We start from the raw sequence: 18301 nt of genomic DNA on the forward strand, positions 1-18301 counted from the left end.
CTCCCGCCGCACTTCGCGCGACACCCTCCCCTCAAGGGGGAGGGATATCCGTCTCACTCAAACACGATACTCGGCACGGCGGCTTCCGACGCGCCGCGTTCTTCATTGACCCTGCTCCAGACCTTCGAGGCGATGTCGCGGTAGATCTTTGCCTCTGCGCCATCGGGCTTCGAGACCACCACCGGTGTGCCGGCATCCGAGCTTTCGCGGATGCCCATCTCGAGCGGCACTTCGCCGAGGAAAGTAACGCCGAGACGCTCGGCCTCGCGGCGCGCGCCGCCGTGGCCGAAGATATCGTAGCGCTTGCCGGTGTCGGGGGCGAGGAAGTAGCTCATATTCTCGACGATGCCCAACAGCGGCACGTCGACCTTCTTGAACATGTTGAGGCCCTTTCGCGCATCGATCAGGGCCAGATCCTGCGGCGTCGAGACGATGACGGCGCCGGCCAGCGGCACCTGCTGGGCCATGGTCAGCTGCGCATCGCCGGTGCCGGGCGGCATGTCGACGACGAGCACGTCGAGCGGGCCCCATTCGACCTCGCGCAGCATTTGCGTCAGTGCCGACATCACCATCGGTCCGCGCCAGATCATCGGCGTCTCCTCATCGACGAGGAAGCCCATCGACATGACCTTCAGGCCGTAATTCTCCATCGGCTTCAGGACCTTGCCGTCGACGGTCTGCGGCCGGCCATGGATGTTGAGCAGCCGCGGCATGGACGGGCCGTAGATGTCGGCGTCGAGCACGCCGACCCTCAGGCCGTTGGCGGCAAGGCCAAGCGCGATGTTGACGGCGGTGGTCGACTTGCCGACGCCGCCTTTGCCGGAAGCAACCGCAATAATCGCCTCAATGCCGGGCACGCCGCGCTTGCCCTGGCTATGCGAGGCTGGCGCATGCGGAGCCGGACGTGGCGCAGCAGCGGGTGCTGGCGGCGACGCGGGCCTGGGGCAGGCCGCGCCGGAACCGGAGCCTCCATGCCGCCACCCTTCTTTTCCGCCGTCAGCGCAACCACGGCGCCGGCGACACCGGGGATTGCCTTGACGACCCGTTCGGCGGCGGCGCGCAACGGCTCCATCTCCTGAGCCCGCGCGGCAGGGACGGTGATCGAGAAGAAGACCTTGGCATCGGCAATGAAAATCTCGGAAACCATGCCGAGGTCGACGATGTTGCCGGTGAAGTCCGGTCCGTTGACCGTCTTCAGGCGCTCGATGACGATTTCCTTGGTGACGTTTTCCTGGACGGCGGGCATCAGCTTTTCCTCTGCTTTCCGCTTCAGATAAGGCAGTTCACGGGCAGAACCAAGCGGCGGAACGACACGCCGGTGACATGGCTTCAAAAACTTGCGTCCACTTGTAGGGATTTGCGTCAATCGAAACGTCTTAGGAAAGAGGCACGCCGATCGCGCGAGCTCCGGTCGCCAGAAGGCGAAGCAGCCCTATTTTCTTGCAGGGCTCGGGCGTGCTCGCCAGCAAGGAAGGAGACAATCATGCTCGCAAACAGCAACGCAACGGCCAATCTCGCGGTGAAAGATCTGACGAAGGCCAGGTCTTTCTATGAGGGAACGCTCGGCCTGACTGAGATACACAATGAGGGTGGCGAGTTGATCGTCTACAAAAGCGGCGACACCAGCGTCAATGTCTACCAATCGAAGTTCGCCGGCACCAACAAGGCAACAGCGGTGACCTGGATGGTCGGCGACGAGATCGACACCCTCGTCAAGGCGCTGAAATCGAAGGGCGTCGTCTTCGAGCACTATGAGATGCCGGGCCTGAAACTGGAAGGCGACATCCATGTCGGCTACGGCATGAAGGTCGCATGGTTCAAGGATCCTGACGGCAACATCCTGAACCTGGTCGACAGGTAGATTTCGGCGTCCACGGCTGCCTGCCGCATCTGGCGTAGGATCGCCGCGCCGGAGGCGACTCCAGAGCCACCATGCCCGCGTCATGTTGCCAGATTAACTGCAAGATAGGTGAGTGCCGAAATCGCGGCCGTGGCCGGCAGAGTGACAATCCAGGCAATGACGATGTTGCCGGCGATGCCCCAGCGCACGGCAGAGACGCGGCGGGCGGCACCGACGCCGATAATGGCGCCGGTGATCGTATGCGTCGTCGACACCGGAATGCCGAGCCAAGTGGCGGCGAACAGGGTGATCGCGCCGCCGGTCTCGGCGCAGAACCCTTGCATCGGGTTCAACCGGGTGATCTTCGAGCCCATGGTGTGGACGATGCGCCAGCCGCCGAACAGCGTGCCCAGCGCCAGCGCCGCCTGACAGGTGATGACGACCCATAGCGGCACGTAGAAATTTTCTCCGAGCAAGCCTTGCGAATAGAGCAGCACGGCGATGATGCCCATGGTTTTCTGTGCGTCGTTGCCGCCATGGCCGAGCGAATAGAGCGAGGCGGAAGCGAACTGCATGACGCGGAAAGTGTTGTCCACAGCGAACGGTGTCTGGCGCACGAACGCCCAGGAAACCGTAAGAATCAGGACAAGCGCCAGCAGAAATCCGGTCGCCGGCGACAGGACGATGGCTGCAATGGTCTTGCCGAGCCCGGCCCAGACGATGGCGCCACCACCTGCCTTTGCAACGCCGGCACCGACCAGTCCGCCGATCAGCGCATGCGAGCTACTGGAGGGGATGCCGACGAGCCAGGTGACGATGTTCCAGACAATGGCACCGACAAGGGCGGCGAAGATCACTCCAGGGGTGACAATGCTGGCGTCGATAATGCCCGTTCCCAGCGTCTCGGCAACATGAAGACCGAAGAACAAGAAGGCGATGAAATTGAAGAAGGCCGCCCACAGCACCGCATAGTGCGGCCTCAGCACACGCGTGGAGACGATGGTGGCGATGGAGTTGGCGGCATCGTGCAGGCCGTTGAGAAAATCGAAGAACAGCGCAACGGCGATGAGCCCGACCAGCACGGGAAAGGCGATGGCGGCATCCATTGGCTAAACGTTCTCGATGACGATGCCGCTGATCTCGTTGGCGACGTCCTCGAAGCGGTCGACCACCTTTTCCAGCTCGCCATAGATCTCGCTGCCGATCAGGTAGGCCATCGGGTCGCTGCGGCCGTGTCTCTTGAACAGGTCCTTCAGGCCCTGCTCGTGCAGATCGTCGGCCCGGCCCTCCGCGCGCATGACCTCTTCGGCGATCGCGTTGAGGCGCACGCTGTGGGCACCGATCTTGCTGAGCAATGGGATGGCCTCGGCGACCAGCTTGGCTGCAATTACGATGACGCCGCCCATTTCCTGCATCAGAGGGTCGAATTCCTTCTTCTCGAACAGCTTCACCGTCTTGACGGTCTTGTGCATCATGTCGATCGCGTCATCCATCGACTGGATCAGGTCCTTGATGTCACCGCGATCGAAAGGCGTGATGAACGAGCGCCGCACAGACAGCAGGACTTCCGCTGTGATGTGATCGGCCTGGTCTTCAAGATCGATGATCTTCTGGCACCAGTGATCGATGTCCTTGCCCTGAAGAAGCTGCTCGAGTGCCTCGGCGCCATCGACCACGGTACGAGAGTGTTGCTCGAAGAGATCGAAGAAGCGATCTTCGCGCGGCAGCAGCTTGCGGAACCAGCCCAGCATGTTCGATCTCCCGTGCCCCACGACCTCGCCTCATCCACATAGCGCCGCATGCCGCTGCGGGAAATAGTAAGCCGGCTGAAAGATGTGGATGCTGCCTATGCACATGCAGCTTGCGGCGGAACGCAATTTCCCCGAACTTGTGCGGGACGCACCGGACAGATGGCATGATCGACAAGCTGGAATTCTTCATCGCGCTGGCCAGGGAAGAGCATTTCGGCCGGGCGGCGGAGGTGTGCGGCGTCACCCAGCCGACGCTTTCGGCGGGAATCAAGCAGCTGGAGGGCCAGCTCGGCGTGATGCTGGTATTGCGCGGCTCGCGCTTTCAGGGGCTGACACCGGAGGGAGAACAGGTGCTGGTGTGGGCGCGCCGCATCGTCGGCGATACCCGCACCATGCGCGAGGAGATGCGGGCGGCGCGTCACGGCCTTTCGGGGCGCATTCGCATCGCGGCCATCCCGACGGCGCTGGCCATGGTGGTGCGGCTGACGACTCCTTTTCGGGCAAAACATCCCGGCGTCACCTTCTCGGTGCTGTCGCGCACCTCGATCGAGGTGCTGTCGCTGCTCGGCAATTTCGACATCGACGCCGGCATCACCTATCTCGACAACGAGCCGCTCGGGCGGGTGACCAGCGTGCCGCTCTATGACGAGCGCTATCAGCTGATCACCGCCGTCGGAAACCCCTACTCCGACCGCGACAAAGTGACATGGGCGGAGCTCAGCCAGCTGCCGCTCTGCCTGTTGACGCCGGACATGCAGAACCGCCGCATCATCGACCAACATTTGGCTGAAGCCGGCACGCAGGTGCGGCCGACACTCGAATCCAATTCGATGATCGTGCTGTTCTCCCATATCCGTACCGGCAAATGGTCGTCGATCATGCCGCTCAACCTCTCGGAAACATTCGGCTTTTCCGAGCCGATCCGGGCCATTCCGATCGTCGAGCCGGATGCCAGCCACACCGTTGGGCTGGTGGCGACGCCGCGCGAGCCGCACACGCCGCTGGTCTCGGCGCTGCTAGACGAGGCGATGGCGCTGGCAGACGATTTTCGCGCCCGCCGTTGAGCTAGAGATTGCCGGATAAATGGGATCGATAGAAGATTTCTATCGAGCAACGGATCGGCTTTATTGATTTGGCGGGTTTCCTCTGATTTCCTAAACACTTAGCGACATTGCATGTCGTTGCCCCAAAACGCTTCACAGTTTGGGCGACATACATTGGATCGCAACGACCAGGGAGGGCGCTGCATGACAATGCAGCCTGCAAGTACCGAGATCACGTCGCGCACCGCGGCGATCATCCAGGAGCTGAAGGGCCTTGAAGGCCCGCTGCTGCCGATCCTCCACGGCATCCAGGAAGAGTTCGGCCATGTGCCGCAGGACGCGCTACCGGTGATCGCCGAGGCGCTCAACATCTCCAAGGCGGAGGTGCACGGCGTCGTCACCTTCTACCATGACTACCGCAGCCACCCGGCCGGGCGACATGTGCTGAAGCTCTGCCAGGCGGAAGCCTGTCAATCGATGGGCTCGGACGCCATTGCCGCCAAGCTCAAGCAATTGCTGGGCATCGGTTTCCACGAGACGGCGCGCGACGGTTCGGTGACGCTGGAACCGGTCTATTGCCTCGGCCTTTGCGCCTGCGCGCCATCGGCGATGCTGGACGGCGAGGTGATCGGCCGGCTCGATGACGAAAAGCTCGACGAGATCGTTGCCGAGGTGCGCTCATGATCCCGCGCATCTACATTCCCGGCGATTCCGGCGCACTGGCGCTCGGTGCGGAAAAAGTCGCCAAGGCGATTGAGAAGGAATTGGCCGATCGCGGCATCGAGGCCAAGATCGTGCGCAACGGTTCGCGCGGCGCCTATTTCCTTGAGCCGATGGTCGAAGTGGCAACGACAGACAAGGGCCGCGTCGCCTATGGGCCGGTGAAGCCTTCCGATGTCAAAAGCCTATTCGACAGCGGCTTTCTCACCGGCGGTCACCACAAGCGCTGGCTGGGTGCGCCCGACAAGATCCCGTTCCTGGCCAGGCAGACGCGCCTGACCTTCGCGCGCTGCGGCCTCATCAATCCGCTGTCGCTCGATCACTACAAGGCGCATGGCGGACTGAAGGGCCTGCAGAACGCCGTGGCGATGGCTCCAGCCGAAATCGTCAAGCAGGTCGCCGAATCGGGCCTGCGGGGTCGCGGCGGCGCCGGCTTCCCGACCGGCATCAAATGGAAAACGGTGCTCGATACGACCGCCGACAAAAAGTACATCGTCTGCAATGCCGACGAGGGCGACAGCGCAACCTTCGCCGACCGCATGATCATGGAGGGCGACCCCTTCGTGCTGATCGAGGGCATGGCAATCGCCGGTGTCGCGACCGGCGCGACCAAGGGTTTTGTCTATATCCGCTCGGAATATCCGCATGCGGTGGCGATGATGCAGAAGGCGGTCGACGTCGCCCGCGAGGCGGGCCTGCTCGGCGTCAACGTGCTGGGCTCGCCCAACGCCTTCGACATGGAAATCCGCGTCGGCGCCGGCGCCTATGTCTGCGGCGAGGAAACCTCGCTGCTCAACAGCCTCGAAGGCAAGCGCGGCGTCGTTCGCGCCAAGCCGCCACTGCCGGCCATCCAGGGCCTGTTCGGCAAGCCGACGGTGATCAACAACGTCATCTCGCTGGCCTCGGTGCCTATCATCATGGACAAGGGTGCTGCCTTCTACAAGGATTTCGGCATGGGTCGCTCGCGCGGCACCATTCCGATCCAGATCGCCGGCAATGTCAGGTATGGCGGCCTGTTCGAGGCAGCGTTCGGCATGACGCTTGGCGAGATCGTCGATGACATCGGCGGCGGCACGGCGACCGGACGTCCGGTCAAGGCGGTGCAGGTCGGCGGGCCGTTGGGAGCTTATTTTCCCCGCGCCTTGTTCGACACGCCATTCGACTACGAGGCTTTCGCCGCCAGAGACGGGCTGATCGGCCATGCCGGCATCACCGTGTTCGACGATACCGCCGACATGCTGAAGCAGGCGCGCTTCGCCATGGAGTTCTGCGCCATCGAAAGCTGCGGCAAGTGCACGCCGTGTCGCATCGGCTCGACACGCGGCGTCGAGACGATCGACAAGATCGCCAGGGGTATCGAGCCGGAAAAGCAGATCGAGCTGGTGACAGACCTCTGCAACACGATGAAGTTCGGTTCGCTCTGTGCGCTGGGTGGCTTCACGCCTTATCCGGTGATGAGCGCAATCAACCACTTCCGCGATGATTTCAAGCCGGCGCCGGTCGCCGAAGCAGCAGAATAGGAGTCTCGCCATGGGTCTCGTTCAGGAAATCGACTACGGCACTCCGGCCTCGACATCCGAGAAGCAAGTGACGCTGACGGTGGACGGCTTCACCGTCACCGTGCCGGAAGGCACCTCGATCATGCGCGCCTCGATGGAAGCGGGCATCGCCATTCCAAAACTCTGCGCCACCGACATGGTCGACGCCTTCGGCTCCTGCCGGCTTTGCCTGGTCGAGATCGATGGCCGCAACGGCACGCCTTCCTCCTGCACGACGCCGGTGGCGCCGGGCATGGTCGTGCATACCCAGACCGGCCGGCTGAAGGACATCCGCCGCGGCGTGATGGAGCTCTACATTTCCGACCATCCGCTCGACTGCCTGACCTGTGCCGCCAATGGCGACTGCGAATTGCAGACGCAGGCAGGCGTCGTCGGCCTGCGCGACGTGCGCTACGGCTATGAAGGCGACAACCACGTTTTCAAGAAGAACGACGGCGCAGAAAACTTCAAATGGATGGCGAAGGACGAGTCCAACCCGTACTTCACCTATGATCCATCGAAATGCATCGTCTGCTCGCGCTGCGTGCGCGCCTGCGAGGAGGTGCAAGGCACCTTCGCGCTGACCATCGAGGGCCGCGGCTTTGAAAGCCGCGTCTCGCCAGGCATGCATCAGCTCTTCATCGACAGCGAATGCGTGTCCTGCGGCGCCTGCGTGCAGGCCTGCCCGACGGCGACGCTTTCCGAAAAATCGGTAATCAAGATCGGCCAGCCGGAGCATTCGGTGGTCACCACCTGCGCCTATTGCGGCGTCGGCTGCTCGTTCAAGGCCGAAATGCGCGGCGACGAGCTGGTGCGCATGGTGCCTTACAAGGATGGCAAGGCAAATCGCGGCCATAGCTGCGTCAAGGGACGTTTTGCCTACGGCTATTCGACCCACAAGGAGCGCATCCTCAATCCGATGATCCGCGAAAAGGTCACCGATCCATGGCGCGAAGTGTCGTGGGAAGAAGCGCTGACCCATACCGCCAACGAGTTCCGCCGCATCCAGTACCAGTATGGCCGCACCTCGATCGGCGGCATTACCTCGTCGCGCTGCACGAACGAGGAAACCTATCTGGTGCAGAAACTGATCCGCCAGGGTTTCCGCAACAACAATGTCGATACCTGCGCCCGCGTCTGCCATTCGCCGACCGGCTATGGCCTTGGCCAGACATTCGGCACTTCGGCCGGCACCCAGGATTTCGATTCGATCGAGAAAACCGATGTGGTGATGATCATCGGTGCCAATCCGACCGACGCACATCCGGTATTTGCGTCGCGCATGAAGAAGCGGTTGCGCAAGGGCGCCAAGCTGATCGTGCTCGACCCGCGCCGCACCGACATCGTGCGCTCGGCCCATATCGAGGCGCAGCATCATCTGCCGCTGAAGCCCGGCACCAATGTCGCCGTGGTCACCGCGCTTGCGCATGTCATCGTCACCGAAGGCCTGTTCGACGAAGCCTTCATCCGCGAGCGCTGCGACTGGGACGAGTTCCAGGACTGGGCGTCGTTCGTGGCGCTGCCGGAAAACAGCCCTGAGGTGGTCGGTCAGCTTGCCAATGTCGATCCCGAAGAGATCCGCGGCGCCGCACGGCTGTTTGCCACCGGCGGCAATGGCGCGATCTATTACGGCCTCGGCGTGACCGAGCACAGCCAGGGCTCGACGACGGTAATCGCCATCGCCAACCTCGCCATGGCGACCGGCAATGTCGGCCGGCCGGGCGTCGGCGTGAACCCGCTGCGCGGCCAGAACAATGTCCAGGGCTCCTGCGACATGGGCTCGTTCCCGCATGAGCTGCCTGGCTATCGCCACGTCTCCGGCGACGCGGTGCGCGACATCTATGAGAGCCTGTGGGGCGTCAAGCTCGACGATGAGCCCGGCCTGCGCATCCCCAACATGCTGGACGCCGCCGTCGATGGCTCGTTCAAGGGCCTCTACGTGCAAGGCGAGGACATCCTGCAGTCGGATCCCGACACCAAGCATGTCGCCGCAGGCCTCGCCGCGATGGAGTGTGTGGTCGTGCACGACCTCTTCCTCAACGAGACCGCCAACTACGCGCATGTCTTCCTGCCCGGCTCGACCTTCCTCGAGAAGGACGGTACCTTCACCAATGCCGAGCGCCGCATCAACCGCGTGCGCAAGGTGATGGCGCCGACGAACGGGCTGGCCGACTGGGAAGTGACGCAGAAGCTCGCACAGACGATGGGACTTGACTGGAATTACCAGCATCCGTCTGAAATCATGGACGAGATCGCCAAGACGACGCCGAGCTTCGCCAGCGTCTCCTATGACTATCTGGAAAAGATGGGCTCGGTGCAGTGGCCCTGCAACGAGAAGGCGCCGGAAGGCACGCCGATCATGCATATTAGCGGCTTCGTGCGCGGCAAGGGCAAGTTCATTCGAACCGAATATGTGGCGACCGACGAGAGGACGGGACCACGCTTCCCGCTGCTGCTGACCACCGGCCGCATCCTGTCGCAGTACAATGTCGGCGCGCAGACCAGGCGTACCGACAACGTCATGTGGCATAGCGAGGACCGGTTGGAGATCCACCCGCATGATGCCGAAAACCGCGGCCTGCGCGACGGCGACTGGGTCCGCCTGACCAGCCGCTCCGGCGAGACGACGCTGCGCGCGCTGATCACCGACAAGGTGTCGCCTGGCGTGGTCTATACGACATTCCACCACCCGGACACGCAGGCCAACGTCATCACAACCGACTTCTCCGACTGGGCGACCAACTGCCCGGAATACAAGGTGACGGCGGTACAGGTCGGCGCGTCCAACGGACCGTCGGAATGGCAGCTGGACTATGACGAGCAGGCCCGCAACAGCCGTCGCATCGCCACGCTGGAAGCCGCGGAGTAATCTTTGAGCGCGCGCCGCAAAGCCACGACGCAGATCTCGCGGCTGGCGCACCGCGCCGGCGGCACTGCGGCCGCCAACCGGATGGTGCCGGAAGAGACGCCGGTGGCGTTTTCCTTTGCCGGCACCACCCACGCGGTGATGATGGCAAGCCCAGCTGATTTCGAGGATTTCGCGCTCGGCTTTTCGCTGACCGAAGGCATCATCGCCGACCGCCAAGAAATCGAGGCGATCGAGGTCGAGGATCACGGCGCCGGCATCGACATCCAGATCAGGCTGAAGGACCAGGCCAATACGCGCTTCGAGGCGCGGCGCCGACGGCTGGCCGGCCCGGTCGGCTGCGGGCTGTGCGGCATCGAATCGATCGAGGAGGCGATGCGCTCGGTCGAGGCGGTCGGTTCGTCAAAGCTTACGCTTTCTGCCGAAGATATCATCCGCTCGGTCAAGCTTCTGTCGAAGGTGCAGCCGTTGCACGCCGAGACCGGTGCGGTCCACGCGGCCGGTTTTTACATCCACGGCAAGGGCATTGTCATGGCGCGTGAGGATGTCGGCCGCCACAATGCGCTCGACAAGCTGGCTGGCGCGCTAGCCAAAGCCGGCATCGACGGCACGTCGGGAGCCGTCGTCGTGACCTCGCGCGTTTCGGTCGAGATGGTGCAGAAGACGGCGCCGACCGCGCTTGCCATCCGCACAGCGGAAGATGCCGGCATGACGCTGGTGGCTCTCGTGCGCGGCGATGATTTCGATATCTTCACTCACCCTAGCCGTGTGGTTTCCGGAGTTGCCAAGCATGTCGCATGACGAAGGCCACATCATGAGCACCAGCGAAAAGCTGGTCCGCATGGCCAACCAGATCGCAGCCTTTTTTCACTCCAAGCCGCGCGAGGAAGGCATCGCCGGCGTCGCCGAGCACATCAACAAGTTCTGGGAACCGAGGATGCGGCGGCAGTTGTTCGAGATGCTGGACAGCGGCGGCGAAGGGTTCAACGAGCTTGTCGTGGCCGCCTCGACAGGGATCAGGCGGCCGAGTGCGCCGGAGGGCCCAGGTTTTAGCGCAAACGGGAAGGCCGAGATCGCCGTGGCGTCACAGAAAGTAGGCCAGCAAACGCCTCTTTAGCTACCACCGGCTTACATTCCACCTCTCTAAAGTTTCATCTGCCGCAATCCGTGCGCCTCTGCTATGATCCGGCGACCAGAAATCGTCTGGCTGGGCGGACAACCTCGTGAGGCCGATCGAAACTCGATACGCGCTTAGCGGCGATGTGCGGATCGCCTATCAGGTGGTCGGCCAGGGATCGTTCGATCTCGTTTTCGTGCCGGGTTTCATTTCTAATCTCGATCTGCACTGGGAAGACGAGGGTTACAGCCGGCTGCTCAAGCGGCTCGCTGCCTTTTCGCGGCTGATCCTGTTCGACAAGCGCGGCACCGGCCTGTCGGACCGCGTCGATACCCGTCACCTGCCCAGTCTCGAAACCCGCATGGATGATGTGCGGGCGGTGATGGATGCCGCCGGCAGCGGCCGCGCGGCGCTACTCGGCGCTTCGGAAGGCGCGCCGATGGCGATGCTGTTCGCCGCCACCTATCCGGAGCGGACGCGAGCGCTGGTGCTCTATGGCGGCTATGCACATTTCCACAAATGGGTGATGCCGCCGGAACGTCTCAACGCCTTCATCGAGATGGCGGAGACGGCATGGGGCACCGGCGCCACTCTGCCGTATTTCGCGCCTGGCCGGGTCGACGAATCCCGTTTTGCAACATGGTGGGGGCGCTTCGAGCGGCTATCGGCGAGCCCGACGGCGGCGGCTGCCCTGGCGCGCATGAATGCTGGGATCGATGTGCGCGGCGTGCTTGCTGCGATCAGCGCACCAACGTTGCTGATCCATCGCCGCAACGATGTGCGGGTCGACCCCGACGCCAGTCGTTTCCTGGCCAAAAAGATCCTGAATGCCCACCTGGTCGAGGTCCCTGGCCGCGACCACCCGATTTGGACCGGCGACGTGGACCGGGTGGCCGACCTGATTGAGGAGTTTCTCACCGGCGAGCGCGCTGTCGCCGAGGCGGAGCGCGTGCTAGCCGCACTTCTAGCGACCCGCATCTATGATACGGCGCGCCTCGGCGACCGCATGTGGAGCGAGCGCAGCCTGCGTTTTCAGGAAACTTGGCGGCTGCTGGTCGGGCGCCATGGGGGCCGCTCTGCTGGAACGCATGGCGAGCTGATGATGTCGCGCTTCGACGCACCGGCGCGGGCCATACGCTGTGCAGCGGCGCTGCGCGACGCGGCACAGAACATCGGCGTGGCCACGGCGCAAGGTGCGCATGTCGGCGAGATCGAGTTGCGCGGACCGCCGGCAGGGCTGATAGGCCGCGTGACGATGCAGCTTGCCGCCCGTGCCGGCAGCGGCGATATCCTCGCGTCCCGGCTGGTCGCCGATCTGGCAACCGGTTCGGGCCTTCATTTCACCGATGCCGGGCGGATCACGCTTGACGAACTCGATGAGCCGCTCGCCCTGGTGCATGCGACGTCCGAACAGCATCTGGAGCCCGCTTGCCGGCCCAAAGCCCGGATGACCGAGCCGGCAGCGCTGACGGCACGCGAAAGCGAGGTGGTGAGCCTGATTGCCGACGGCAAGAGCAATGCCGCGATTGCCGCCGAACTCAGGCTGAGCGAGCACACGGTCAAGCGCCACGTCGCCAACATACTGCTCAAGCTGGATCTGCCGTCGCGCGCGGCTGCGGCGGCGTTTTCTGCCAGGAACGCTGGCCCGGACGGGCCATGAGAGCCATGGCGCTTTCAGGCGAAGCGGCCACGAAAGCGTAAGCGTATCAATTCTCTCCATGCAGGCCAGGCGGATGTCGCCAGGAAAGGTGCTGCGAAGGGAGGATGAAATGTTGAGGTGGAAGATCCAATCATTGGTGATGGCAGCAGGCATCGGTGCGCTCCTGACTGTTGCCCCGGCAAAGGCCGAGGATGCTTCGGCAACGGCTGCCTACAAGGATATCGAGGCGACGCTCGGCTCGGTGCCGGACATGTTCAGGACACTGCCGGACGTCGCGGTCGCCGGCGCCTGGGCCGAGATCAAAGGGGTGCAGCTCAACCCGAAAACCGCGCTCGATGGCAAGACCAAGGAGTTGATGGGCCTCGCTGTCGCTGCGCAGATCCCCTGCCAGTACTGCATCTATTTCCACACGCAGGCAGCCAAGCTCAATGGCGCAACCGACGAGGAGATCAAGGAAGCGGTGGCGATGGCCGCGATCGTGCGCCACTGGTCGACGATGCTCAACGGCAGCCAGGTCGATCTCGCGACTTTCAAACAGCAGGCAGATGAGGTGTTCGCCGCGGTCAAGGCGAAGTCGCAGTAGAAAAATCACTGCCCGGCGATGAACGCCGGACAGCTCCGATCAATCAAACGCCAGCTCGTGAAGACGGGCATATGGAGGATACAATGGTGACCAAGACACAGGCCGTGGACGGCCCGGCGATCAAGAAAGCGATCGAAGGCCGTGACGGAAAATTGCTGTCGAGCTTCTATGCCGACGACGCGCTGGTGCGGGTAATCGACCGCAACAATCCGCCGAGCAAGCCGCGCGAAATCCGCGGGCGCGCGGCGATCAGCACATTCTGGGACGACATCTGCAGCCGGGCGATGACCCACAAGGTCGACACCACCATCGCCGACGGCAACAACCTCGCTTTCACCCAGGCCTGCGCCTATCCGGACGGCACAAAAGTGTTCTGCGCGGCGATGCTGGAGCTGAAGGACGGCCAGATCGCACGGCAGACCGTCGTGCAGGCATGGGACGAGTGAGGAGGTGGCCAACGGCAGGGAATCGAGTGTGAAAACTGCCCCCTTCATCCGGCCGTTTCGCGGCCACCTTCTCCCCGCTGGGGAGAAGAGGCTTAGCGGCAACGCCGACGACCGCCTCTCCCGAAGGGGAGAGGTCGGATTGCCCCGAATTGCCCTTCGCAATTCGGTTGGCAATCCGGGTGAGGGGCACTTTCCCAAAGGCGACAGCCCGCTGTGAAACGGGGGAACGTGCTACCCATGCGCAACCATCACGTGCCGCACGGCGGTGTAGTCCTCCAAAGCATAGAGCGACATGTCCTTGCCGTAGCCGGACTGTTTCAGCCCGCCATGCGGCATCTCGTTGGTCAGCATGAAATGGGTGTTGATCCAGGTGCAACCATATTGCAGCCGGGCGGCCGTCGCCATGGCGCGCGAGACATCCTTGGTCCAGACAGAGGACGCGAGGCCATAGTCGCTGTCATTGGCCCAGTTCACCGCCTCGTCCACCTCGGAAAAGCGAGTGACCGAGACGACCGGCCCGAACACTTCGCGGCGCACGATCTCGTCTTCCTGCAGAGCGCCGGCGACGACGGTCGGCTGGTAGAAGAAGCCGGACCCCTCGCCCGGCTTGCCGCCGGTGGTGATCTCGATGTGCTTCAGCTCCGAGGCGCGTTCGACGAAGCTCGAGACGCGGTCGCGCTGGCGGCGTGAGATGAGCGGCCCGATCTCGTTTTCGGTGTCGTCGGGGCGGTTGTATTTGATGGTCGAGACGGCGGAAGAAAGGTCTGCGACGAGTTTGTCGTAGATCTTCTTGCCGGCATAGATGCGGCAGGCCGCGGTGCAGTCCTGGCCGGCATTGTAATAGCCGAAGGCGCGCAGACCGTTGACCACCGCGCTAAGGTCGGCGTCGTCGAAGACGATGACCGGCGCCTTGCCGCCGAGTTCGAGATGTGTGCGCTTGACCGATTTGGCGGCGGCCTGCAGAACCTTTTTGCCGGTGGCGACATCGCCGGTGATCGAGATCATGTTGATTTTCGGGTGGTTGATCAGCGTGTTGCCGACGCTGTCGCCACGGCCGAGCACGACATTGACGACGCCTTCCGGCAGGATGTCGGCGAGGATCTTGGCCAGCTTCAGCGAGGTCAGCGGCGTCTGCTCCGACGGCTTGAAGACCACCGTGTTGCCGCCGGCAATCGCCGGCGCCAGCTTCCAGGCCATCATCATCAGCGGATAGTTCCACGGCGCGATCGAAGCCACGACACCGATGGCATCGCGCCGGACCATCGAAGTGTGACCGGGAATGTATTCGCCGGCGACCTGGCCGGGCATCGAGCGAACAGCACCGGCGAAGAAGCGATAGCAATCGACGATCGCCGGGATTTCGTCGTTGAGCACGGCGTTGATCGGCTTGCCGCAATTGAGCGCCTCGAGGGCGGCGAAATCCTTCGCCTCGGCCTCAATGCGGTCGGCGATCTTCAGGAGATAACCCGAGCGTTGCGCCGGCGTGGTGCGCGACCAGGTGAGGAAGGCCTTTTCGGCCGCCAGCACCGCCGCCTCGATCTGCGCCTGGCTGGCTTCGGGCAGGTTGAGGATGGTCGCCCCGGTCTTCGGATTGAGGATCGGCTCCTCGGTCTCGGTGCCCTTCTCGAATTTCGAACCGATCAGCATCTTTGTGTCCATGGAAGTCTCTCCCTTATGGATTTTTGACGTCATTTGCCCGAACCGGCGATCTGGTCGCCGTCGCGGGTCAGGTAATAGGCGGCGAGGATGGGCAGCAGCGTCACCAGCACGACGACCATGGCCACGACATTGGTGACCGGGCGCTGGCGCGGACGGATCAACTCCTCCAGCATCCAGATCGGCAGCGTCTGCTGCTGGCCGGCGGTGAGGGTGGTGACAATGACCTCGTCGAACGACAGCGCGAAGGCAAGCATGCCGCCGGCGAGCAGGGCGGTGGCGATGTTGGGCAGCACGACATGGCGAAAGGTCTGGAAGCCGTCGGCGCCAAGGTCCATCGACGCCTCGATCATCGAGCCGGAAGTGCGGCGGAAGCGGGCGACGGCGTTGTTGTAAACGACGACGACGCAGAAGGTGGCGTGGCCGAGCACGATCGTCCAGAACGAGAACGGAATCTCGGCCAGCGAAAAGGCCGAACGCAACGCGATGCCGGTGATGATGCCGGGCAGCGCGATGGGCAGGATGACCAGCAGCGAGATGGTTTCGCGGCCAAAGAACCGTGTTCGCGACACGGCGGCCGCGCAGAGCGTGCCGAGGACGAGCGCGACGGCGGTCGAAATGGCGGCGACCCGGACCGACAGCGACAGCGCTTCCCACACGTCGGGGCGGTTCCAGGTGACGGCGAACCACTGCGTCGTCAGCCCCGGCGGCGGCCAGACGAAGCTCTTTTCCTCGGTCGTGAAGGCATAGACGAAGATCAGGAAGATCGGCAAATGCAGGAACAGCAGGCCGCAGGCGGCGGCGACTTTCAGGCCGAGAGGAGCGGGTTGTGAGCCATCAGAGCGCATCGAAAGCTCCCATCCGCTTGGCGCCCCAGAGATAGAAGCCCATGATGACGATGGGCACCACGGTGAAGGCGGCGGCGAGCGGAATGTTGCCGGCGGTGCCCTGCTGCGAATAGACCGCCTGGCCGATGAACAGCCGCGAGGTGCCGATGATCTGCGGGATGATGTAATCGCCGAGCGTCAGCGAGAAGGTGAAGATCGAGCCGGCAACGATGCCCGGCAGCGCCAACGGGAACAGCACGTTGCGGAAGGTCTGGCCGGGCGAGGCGCCGAGATCGGACGAGGCCTCGACCAGATTGCCCGGCACGCGCTCAAGTGCCGCCTGCACCGGCAGGATCATGAAGGGCAGCCACACGTAGACGAAGACGATGAAGGTGCCGGTGGACGACACCGACAGAGAATTGCCGCCGACGATCGGCAGCGACAGCCAGCCATCAACAAGCCATAGAAGATGCAGCTTGGCGAGCAGCCAGGTCAGGATGCCTTCCTTGGCAAGGATGAGCTTCCAGGCATAGATCTTGACCAGATAGCTCGACCACAGCGGCAGCATGATGCCGAGATAGAACAGCGCTTTCCAGCGACCACGCGCATAGCGCGCCGCGTAATAGGCAATGGGGAAGGCGATGACCGCCGAGGCGAGCGTGACCAGGGCCGCCATCGTCACCGTGCGCAGGATGATGTCGAGATTGGCGGCCTGGAGCAGGTCGCCATAGGTTTTCAGCGTGAACTATTCGTCGATGGAGAAAAAACTCTGTAGGAGCAGCGCGAACAGCGAGCCGATATAGACGATGCCGAGCCATAGCACCGGCGGCAGCAGCATGAGCAGGAGCAGGAGTTGCGGCCGGCGCCAGAAGAGATCGGACAGAGCGCCGCGCAGGCCGCCGGCGCGGGGAAGGACGGCTGGGGCGATCTGTGTTGCCGCAGTCATGGCACGGTCCGATCGTCGCCGAAACGGGGGAAATCGAGTTCCGTCCCACCCCCCTCTGTCCTGCCGGACATCTCCCCCCCAAGGGGGGAGATTGGCTGTTGCGAAGGCTTTCGCCTATCGCCAACATCGAAAAGTAAGCGGGGCGCCGGAACTGCCGGTCTCCCCCCTTGCGGGGGAGATGTCCAGCAGGACAGAGGGGGGTGCGAAGGATCGCCGACGCCCGATACGCTGGATGTCATGGTCACCATCATGCCGGCTCATCCATCAGATGCAGATGCTCGCGGTTGAAGGTGAGCACGACCGCCTCACCCTCCTTAGGCAAGGTGGCACCGGCCGGCACGATGGCGTGCAGCCTCAGCCCGTCGGCATCGAGCGCCAATCTTGTCGTGGCGCCGAGATAGTTGGTCGAGACGAGGCGAGCGGCAACGCCGTCGCCCTTGGCGGCACGACCGACGCGAATGGATTCCGGGCGCAGGCTGCCCCAGCGATGCTGGCCGGAATAACGCTGGACGAATTCAGGCGGCAGCACATTGGACGAGCCGACGAAATCGGCGACGAAGCGGGTCTTCGGGCGCTGGTAGATGTCCTCCGGCGTGCCGATCTGCATGATCTTGCCGTCGTTGAAGACGGCGACGCGGTCGGCCATCGAAAGAGCCTCGCCCTGATCGTGGGTGACGAAGACGAAGGTGATGCCGAGGGCCTTCTGCAGCGACTTCAGCTCCTCCTGCATGTTCTCGCGCAGCTTGAGGTCGAGCGCGCCAAGCGGTTCGTCGAGCAGCAGCACCTTGGGCTGGTTGACCAGGGCGCGGGCGAGCGCGACGCGCTGGCGCTGGCCGCCGGAAAGCTGGCCTGGACGACGGGCGCCGTAGCCGGGAAGCCGGACCATCGACAGCGCCTCTTCCGCCGCCTTCTGCCGCTCGGGCTTGCCGACGCCCTTGACCATCAAGCCGTAGGCGACATTGTCGAGCACGTTCAGATGCGGGAACAGCGCGTAATCCTGGAACACGGTGTTGACGTTGCGGCGATAGGGCGGGACGCCTTCGGCGCGTTCGCCGAAGATCGAGATCGAGCCCGATGTCGGCTGCTCAAAGCCGGCGATCAGGCGCAGGCAGGTCGTCTTGCCGGAACCTGAAGGTCCAAGCATGGCAAAGAACTCGCCCGGCACGATATCGAGATCAACCATATCGACGGCGCGCACGCTGCCGAAATGGCGAGAGACTTTTTGGAATGAAACGGCGGAAGTCATGGGCTGTCCTGATCCGTCAGGCGCATCAAATTCAGGCGATGGCGCTGCCCCTCATCCGCCTG

15 protein-coding genes and 2 pseudogenes are annotated in these 18301 nt (G+C 63.4%); 10 read left to right on the forward strand and 7 right to left on the reverse strand.

Features of this window, described 5'->3' with window-relative positions; genetic code table 11:
• Window positions 1–53: 53 nt before the first annotated feature.
• A pseudogene (locus E5W87_RS07230) lies at window positions 54–1246 on the reverse strand (Mrp/NBP35 family ATP-binding protein).
• A 237-nt stretch (window positions 1247–1483) separates the two neighbouring features.
• Between E5W87_RS07230 and E5W87_RS07235 the strand changes: the two are divergent.
• Window positions 1484–1861: a VOC family protein gene (locus E5W87_RS07235; RefSeq protein WP_292395352.1), complete on the forward strand. Its 378-nt coding sequence runs from the start codon at window positions 1484–1486 to the stop codon at window positions 1859–1861.
• 80 nt (window positions 1862–1941) lie between these two features.
• On the opposite strand, the gene E5W87_RS07240 is transcribed toward E5W87_RS07235, so the two are convergent.
• Together E5W87_RS07240 and E5W87_RS07245 are read right to left on the reverse strand one after the other, a co-directional pair.
• The gene (locus E5W87_RS07240) at window positions 1942–2946 is read right to left on the reverse strand and encodes an inorganic phosphate transporter (RefSeq protein WP_292395354.1); all 1005 of its coding nucleotides are present in this window, start codon (window positions 2944–2946) and stop codon (window positions 1942–1944) included.
• Between the two features lie 3 nt (window positions 2947–2949).
• Window positions 2950–3591: a DUF47 domain-containing protein gene (locus tag E5W87_RS07245; protein ID WP_292395356.1), complete on the reverse strand. Its 642-nt coding sequence runs from the start codon at window positions 3589–3591 to the stop codon at window positions 2950–2952.
• A 164-nt stretch (window positions 3592–3755) separates the two neighbouring features.
• Between E5W87_RS07245 and E5W87_RS07250 the strand changes: the two genes are divergently transcribed.
• The 9 genes from E5W87_RS07250 to E5W87_RS07290 all read left to right on the forward strand — a co-directional run bounded on the left by E5W87_RS07250 (window position 3756) and on the right by E5W87_RS07290 (window position 13564).
• Complete coding sequence (locus tag E5W87_RS07250) at window positions 3756–4655, forward strand: LysR family transcriptional regulator (protein WP_292395358.1); 900 nt, start codon at window positions 3756–3758, stop codon at window positions 4653–4655.
• A gap of 183 nt (window positions 4656–4838) precedes the next feature.
• Window positions 4839–5318: a formate dehydrogenase subunit gamma gene (locus E5W87_RS07255; RefSeq protein WP_292395360.1), complete on the forward strand. Its 480-nt coding sequence runs from the start codon at window positions 4839–4841 to the stop codon at window positions 5316–5318.
• Complete coding sequence (locus E5W87_RS07260; protein ID WP_292395362.1) at window positions 5315–6874, forward strand: NADH-quinone oxidoreductase subunit NuoF; 1560 nt, start codon at window positions 5315–5317, stop codon at window positions 6872–6874. The genes E5W87_RS07255 and E5W87_RS07260 overlap by 4 nt, the downstream gene beginning before the upstream one ends.
• A 10-nt stretch (window positions 6875–6884) precedes the next feature.
• A complete protein-coding gene (gene fdhF / locus E5W87_RS07265) occupies window positions 6885–9761 on the forward strand; it encodes a formate dehydrogenase subunit alpha (RefSeq protein WP_292395364.1) in 2877 nt (958 codons plus the stop codon).
• 3 nt (window positions 9762–9764) lie between these two features.
• Window positions 9765–10559, forward strand: coding sequence for a formate dehydrogenase accessory sulfurtransferase FdhD (fdhD, locus tag E5W87_RS07270; RefSeq protein ID WP_292395366.1), 795 nt, complete (start codon window positions 9765–9767; stop codon window positions 10557–10559).
• Complete coding sequence (locus E5W87_RS07275; protein ID WP_292395368.1) at window positions 10549–10875, forward strand: formate dehydrogenase subunit delta; 327 nt, start codon at window positions 10549–10551, stop codon at window positions 10873–10875. Before fdhD ends, E5W87_RS07275 begins: the two co-directional genes overlap by 11 nt.
• A 106-nt stretch (window positions 10876–10981) precedes the next feature.
• Entirely contained in the window at window positions 10982–12535 is a 1554-nt protein-coding gene (locus E5W87_RS07280; protein ID WP_292395370.1) for an alpha/beta fold hydrolase, read from the forward strand.
• 109 nt (window positions 12536–12644) lie between these two features.
• Entirely contained in the window at window positions 12645–13118 is a 474-nt protein-coding gene (locus E5W87_RS07285; protein WP_292395373.1) for a carboxymuconolactone decarboxylase family protein, read from the forward strand.
• A gap of 83 nt (window positions 13119–13201) precedes the next feature.
• Entirely contained in the window at window positions 13202–13564 is a 363-nt protein-coding gene (locus E5W87_RS07290) for a nuclear transport factor 2 family protein (RefSeq protein ID WP_292395375.1), read from the forward strand.
• Window positions 13565–13795: 231 nt separating this feature from the next.
• On the opposite strand, the gene E5W87_RS07295 is transcribed toward E5W87_RS07290, so the two are convergent.
• The 4 genes and pseudogenes from E5W87_RS07295 to E5W87_RS07310 all read right to left on the reverse strand — a co-directional run bounded on the left by E5W87_RS07295 (window position 13796) and on the right by E5W87_RS07310 (window position 18239).
• Window positions 13796–15223: a gamma-aminobutyraldehyde dehydrogenase gene (locus E5W87_RS07295; RefSeq protein WP_292395377.1), complete on the reverse strand. Its 1428-nt coding sequence runs from the start codon at window positions 15221–15223 to the stop codon at window positions 13796–13798.
• 29 nt (window positions 15224–15252) lie between these two features.
• A complete protein-coding gene (locus tag E5W87_RS07300) occupies window positions 15253–16068 on the reverse strand; it encodes an ABC transporter permease (protein ID WP_292395379.1) in 816 nt (271 codons plus the stop codon).
• Window positions 16058–16993: pseudogene (locus E5W87_RS07305) on the reverse strand (ABC transporter permease). The gene E5W87_RS07300 and the pseudogene E5W87_RS07305 overlap by 11 nt, the downstream one beginning before the upstream one ends.
• Window positions 16994–17240: 247 nt before the next feature.
• Window positions 17241–18239 carry an ABC transporter ATP-binding protein gene (locus E5W87_RS07310; protein ID WP_292395381.1) on the reverse strand — a complete coding sequence of 333 codons (999 nt, stop codon included), beginning with the start codon at window positions 18237–18239 and terminating at the stop codon, window positions 17241–17243.
• Window positions 18240–18301 lie beyond the last annotated feature (62 nt).

The organism is Mesorhizobium sp. (assembly GCF_004962925.1).
Taxonomy (GTDB): Bacteria; Pseudomonadota; Alphaproteobacteria; order Rhizobiales; family Rhizobiaceae; genus Mesorhizobium.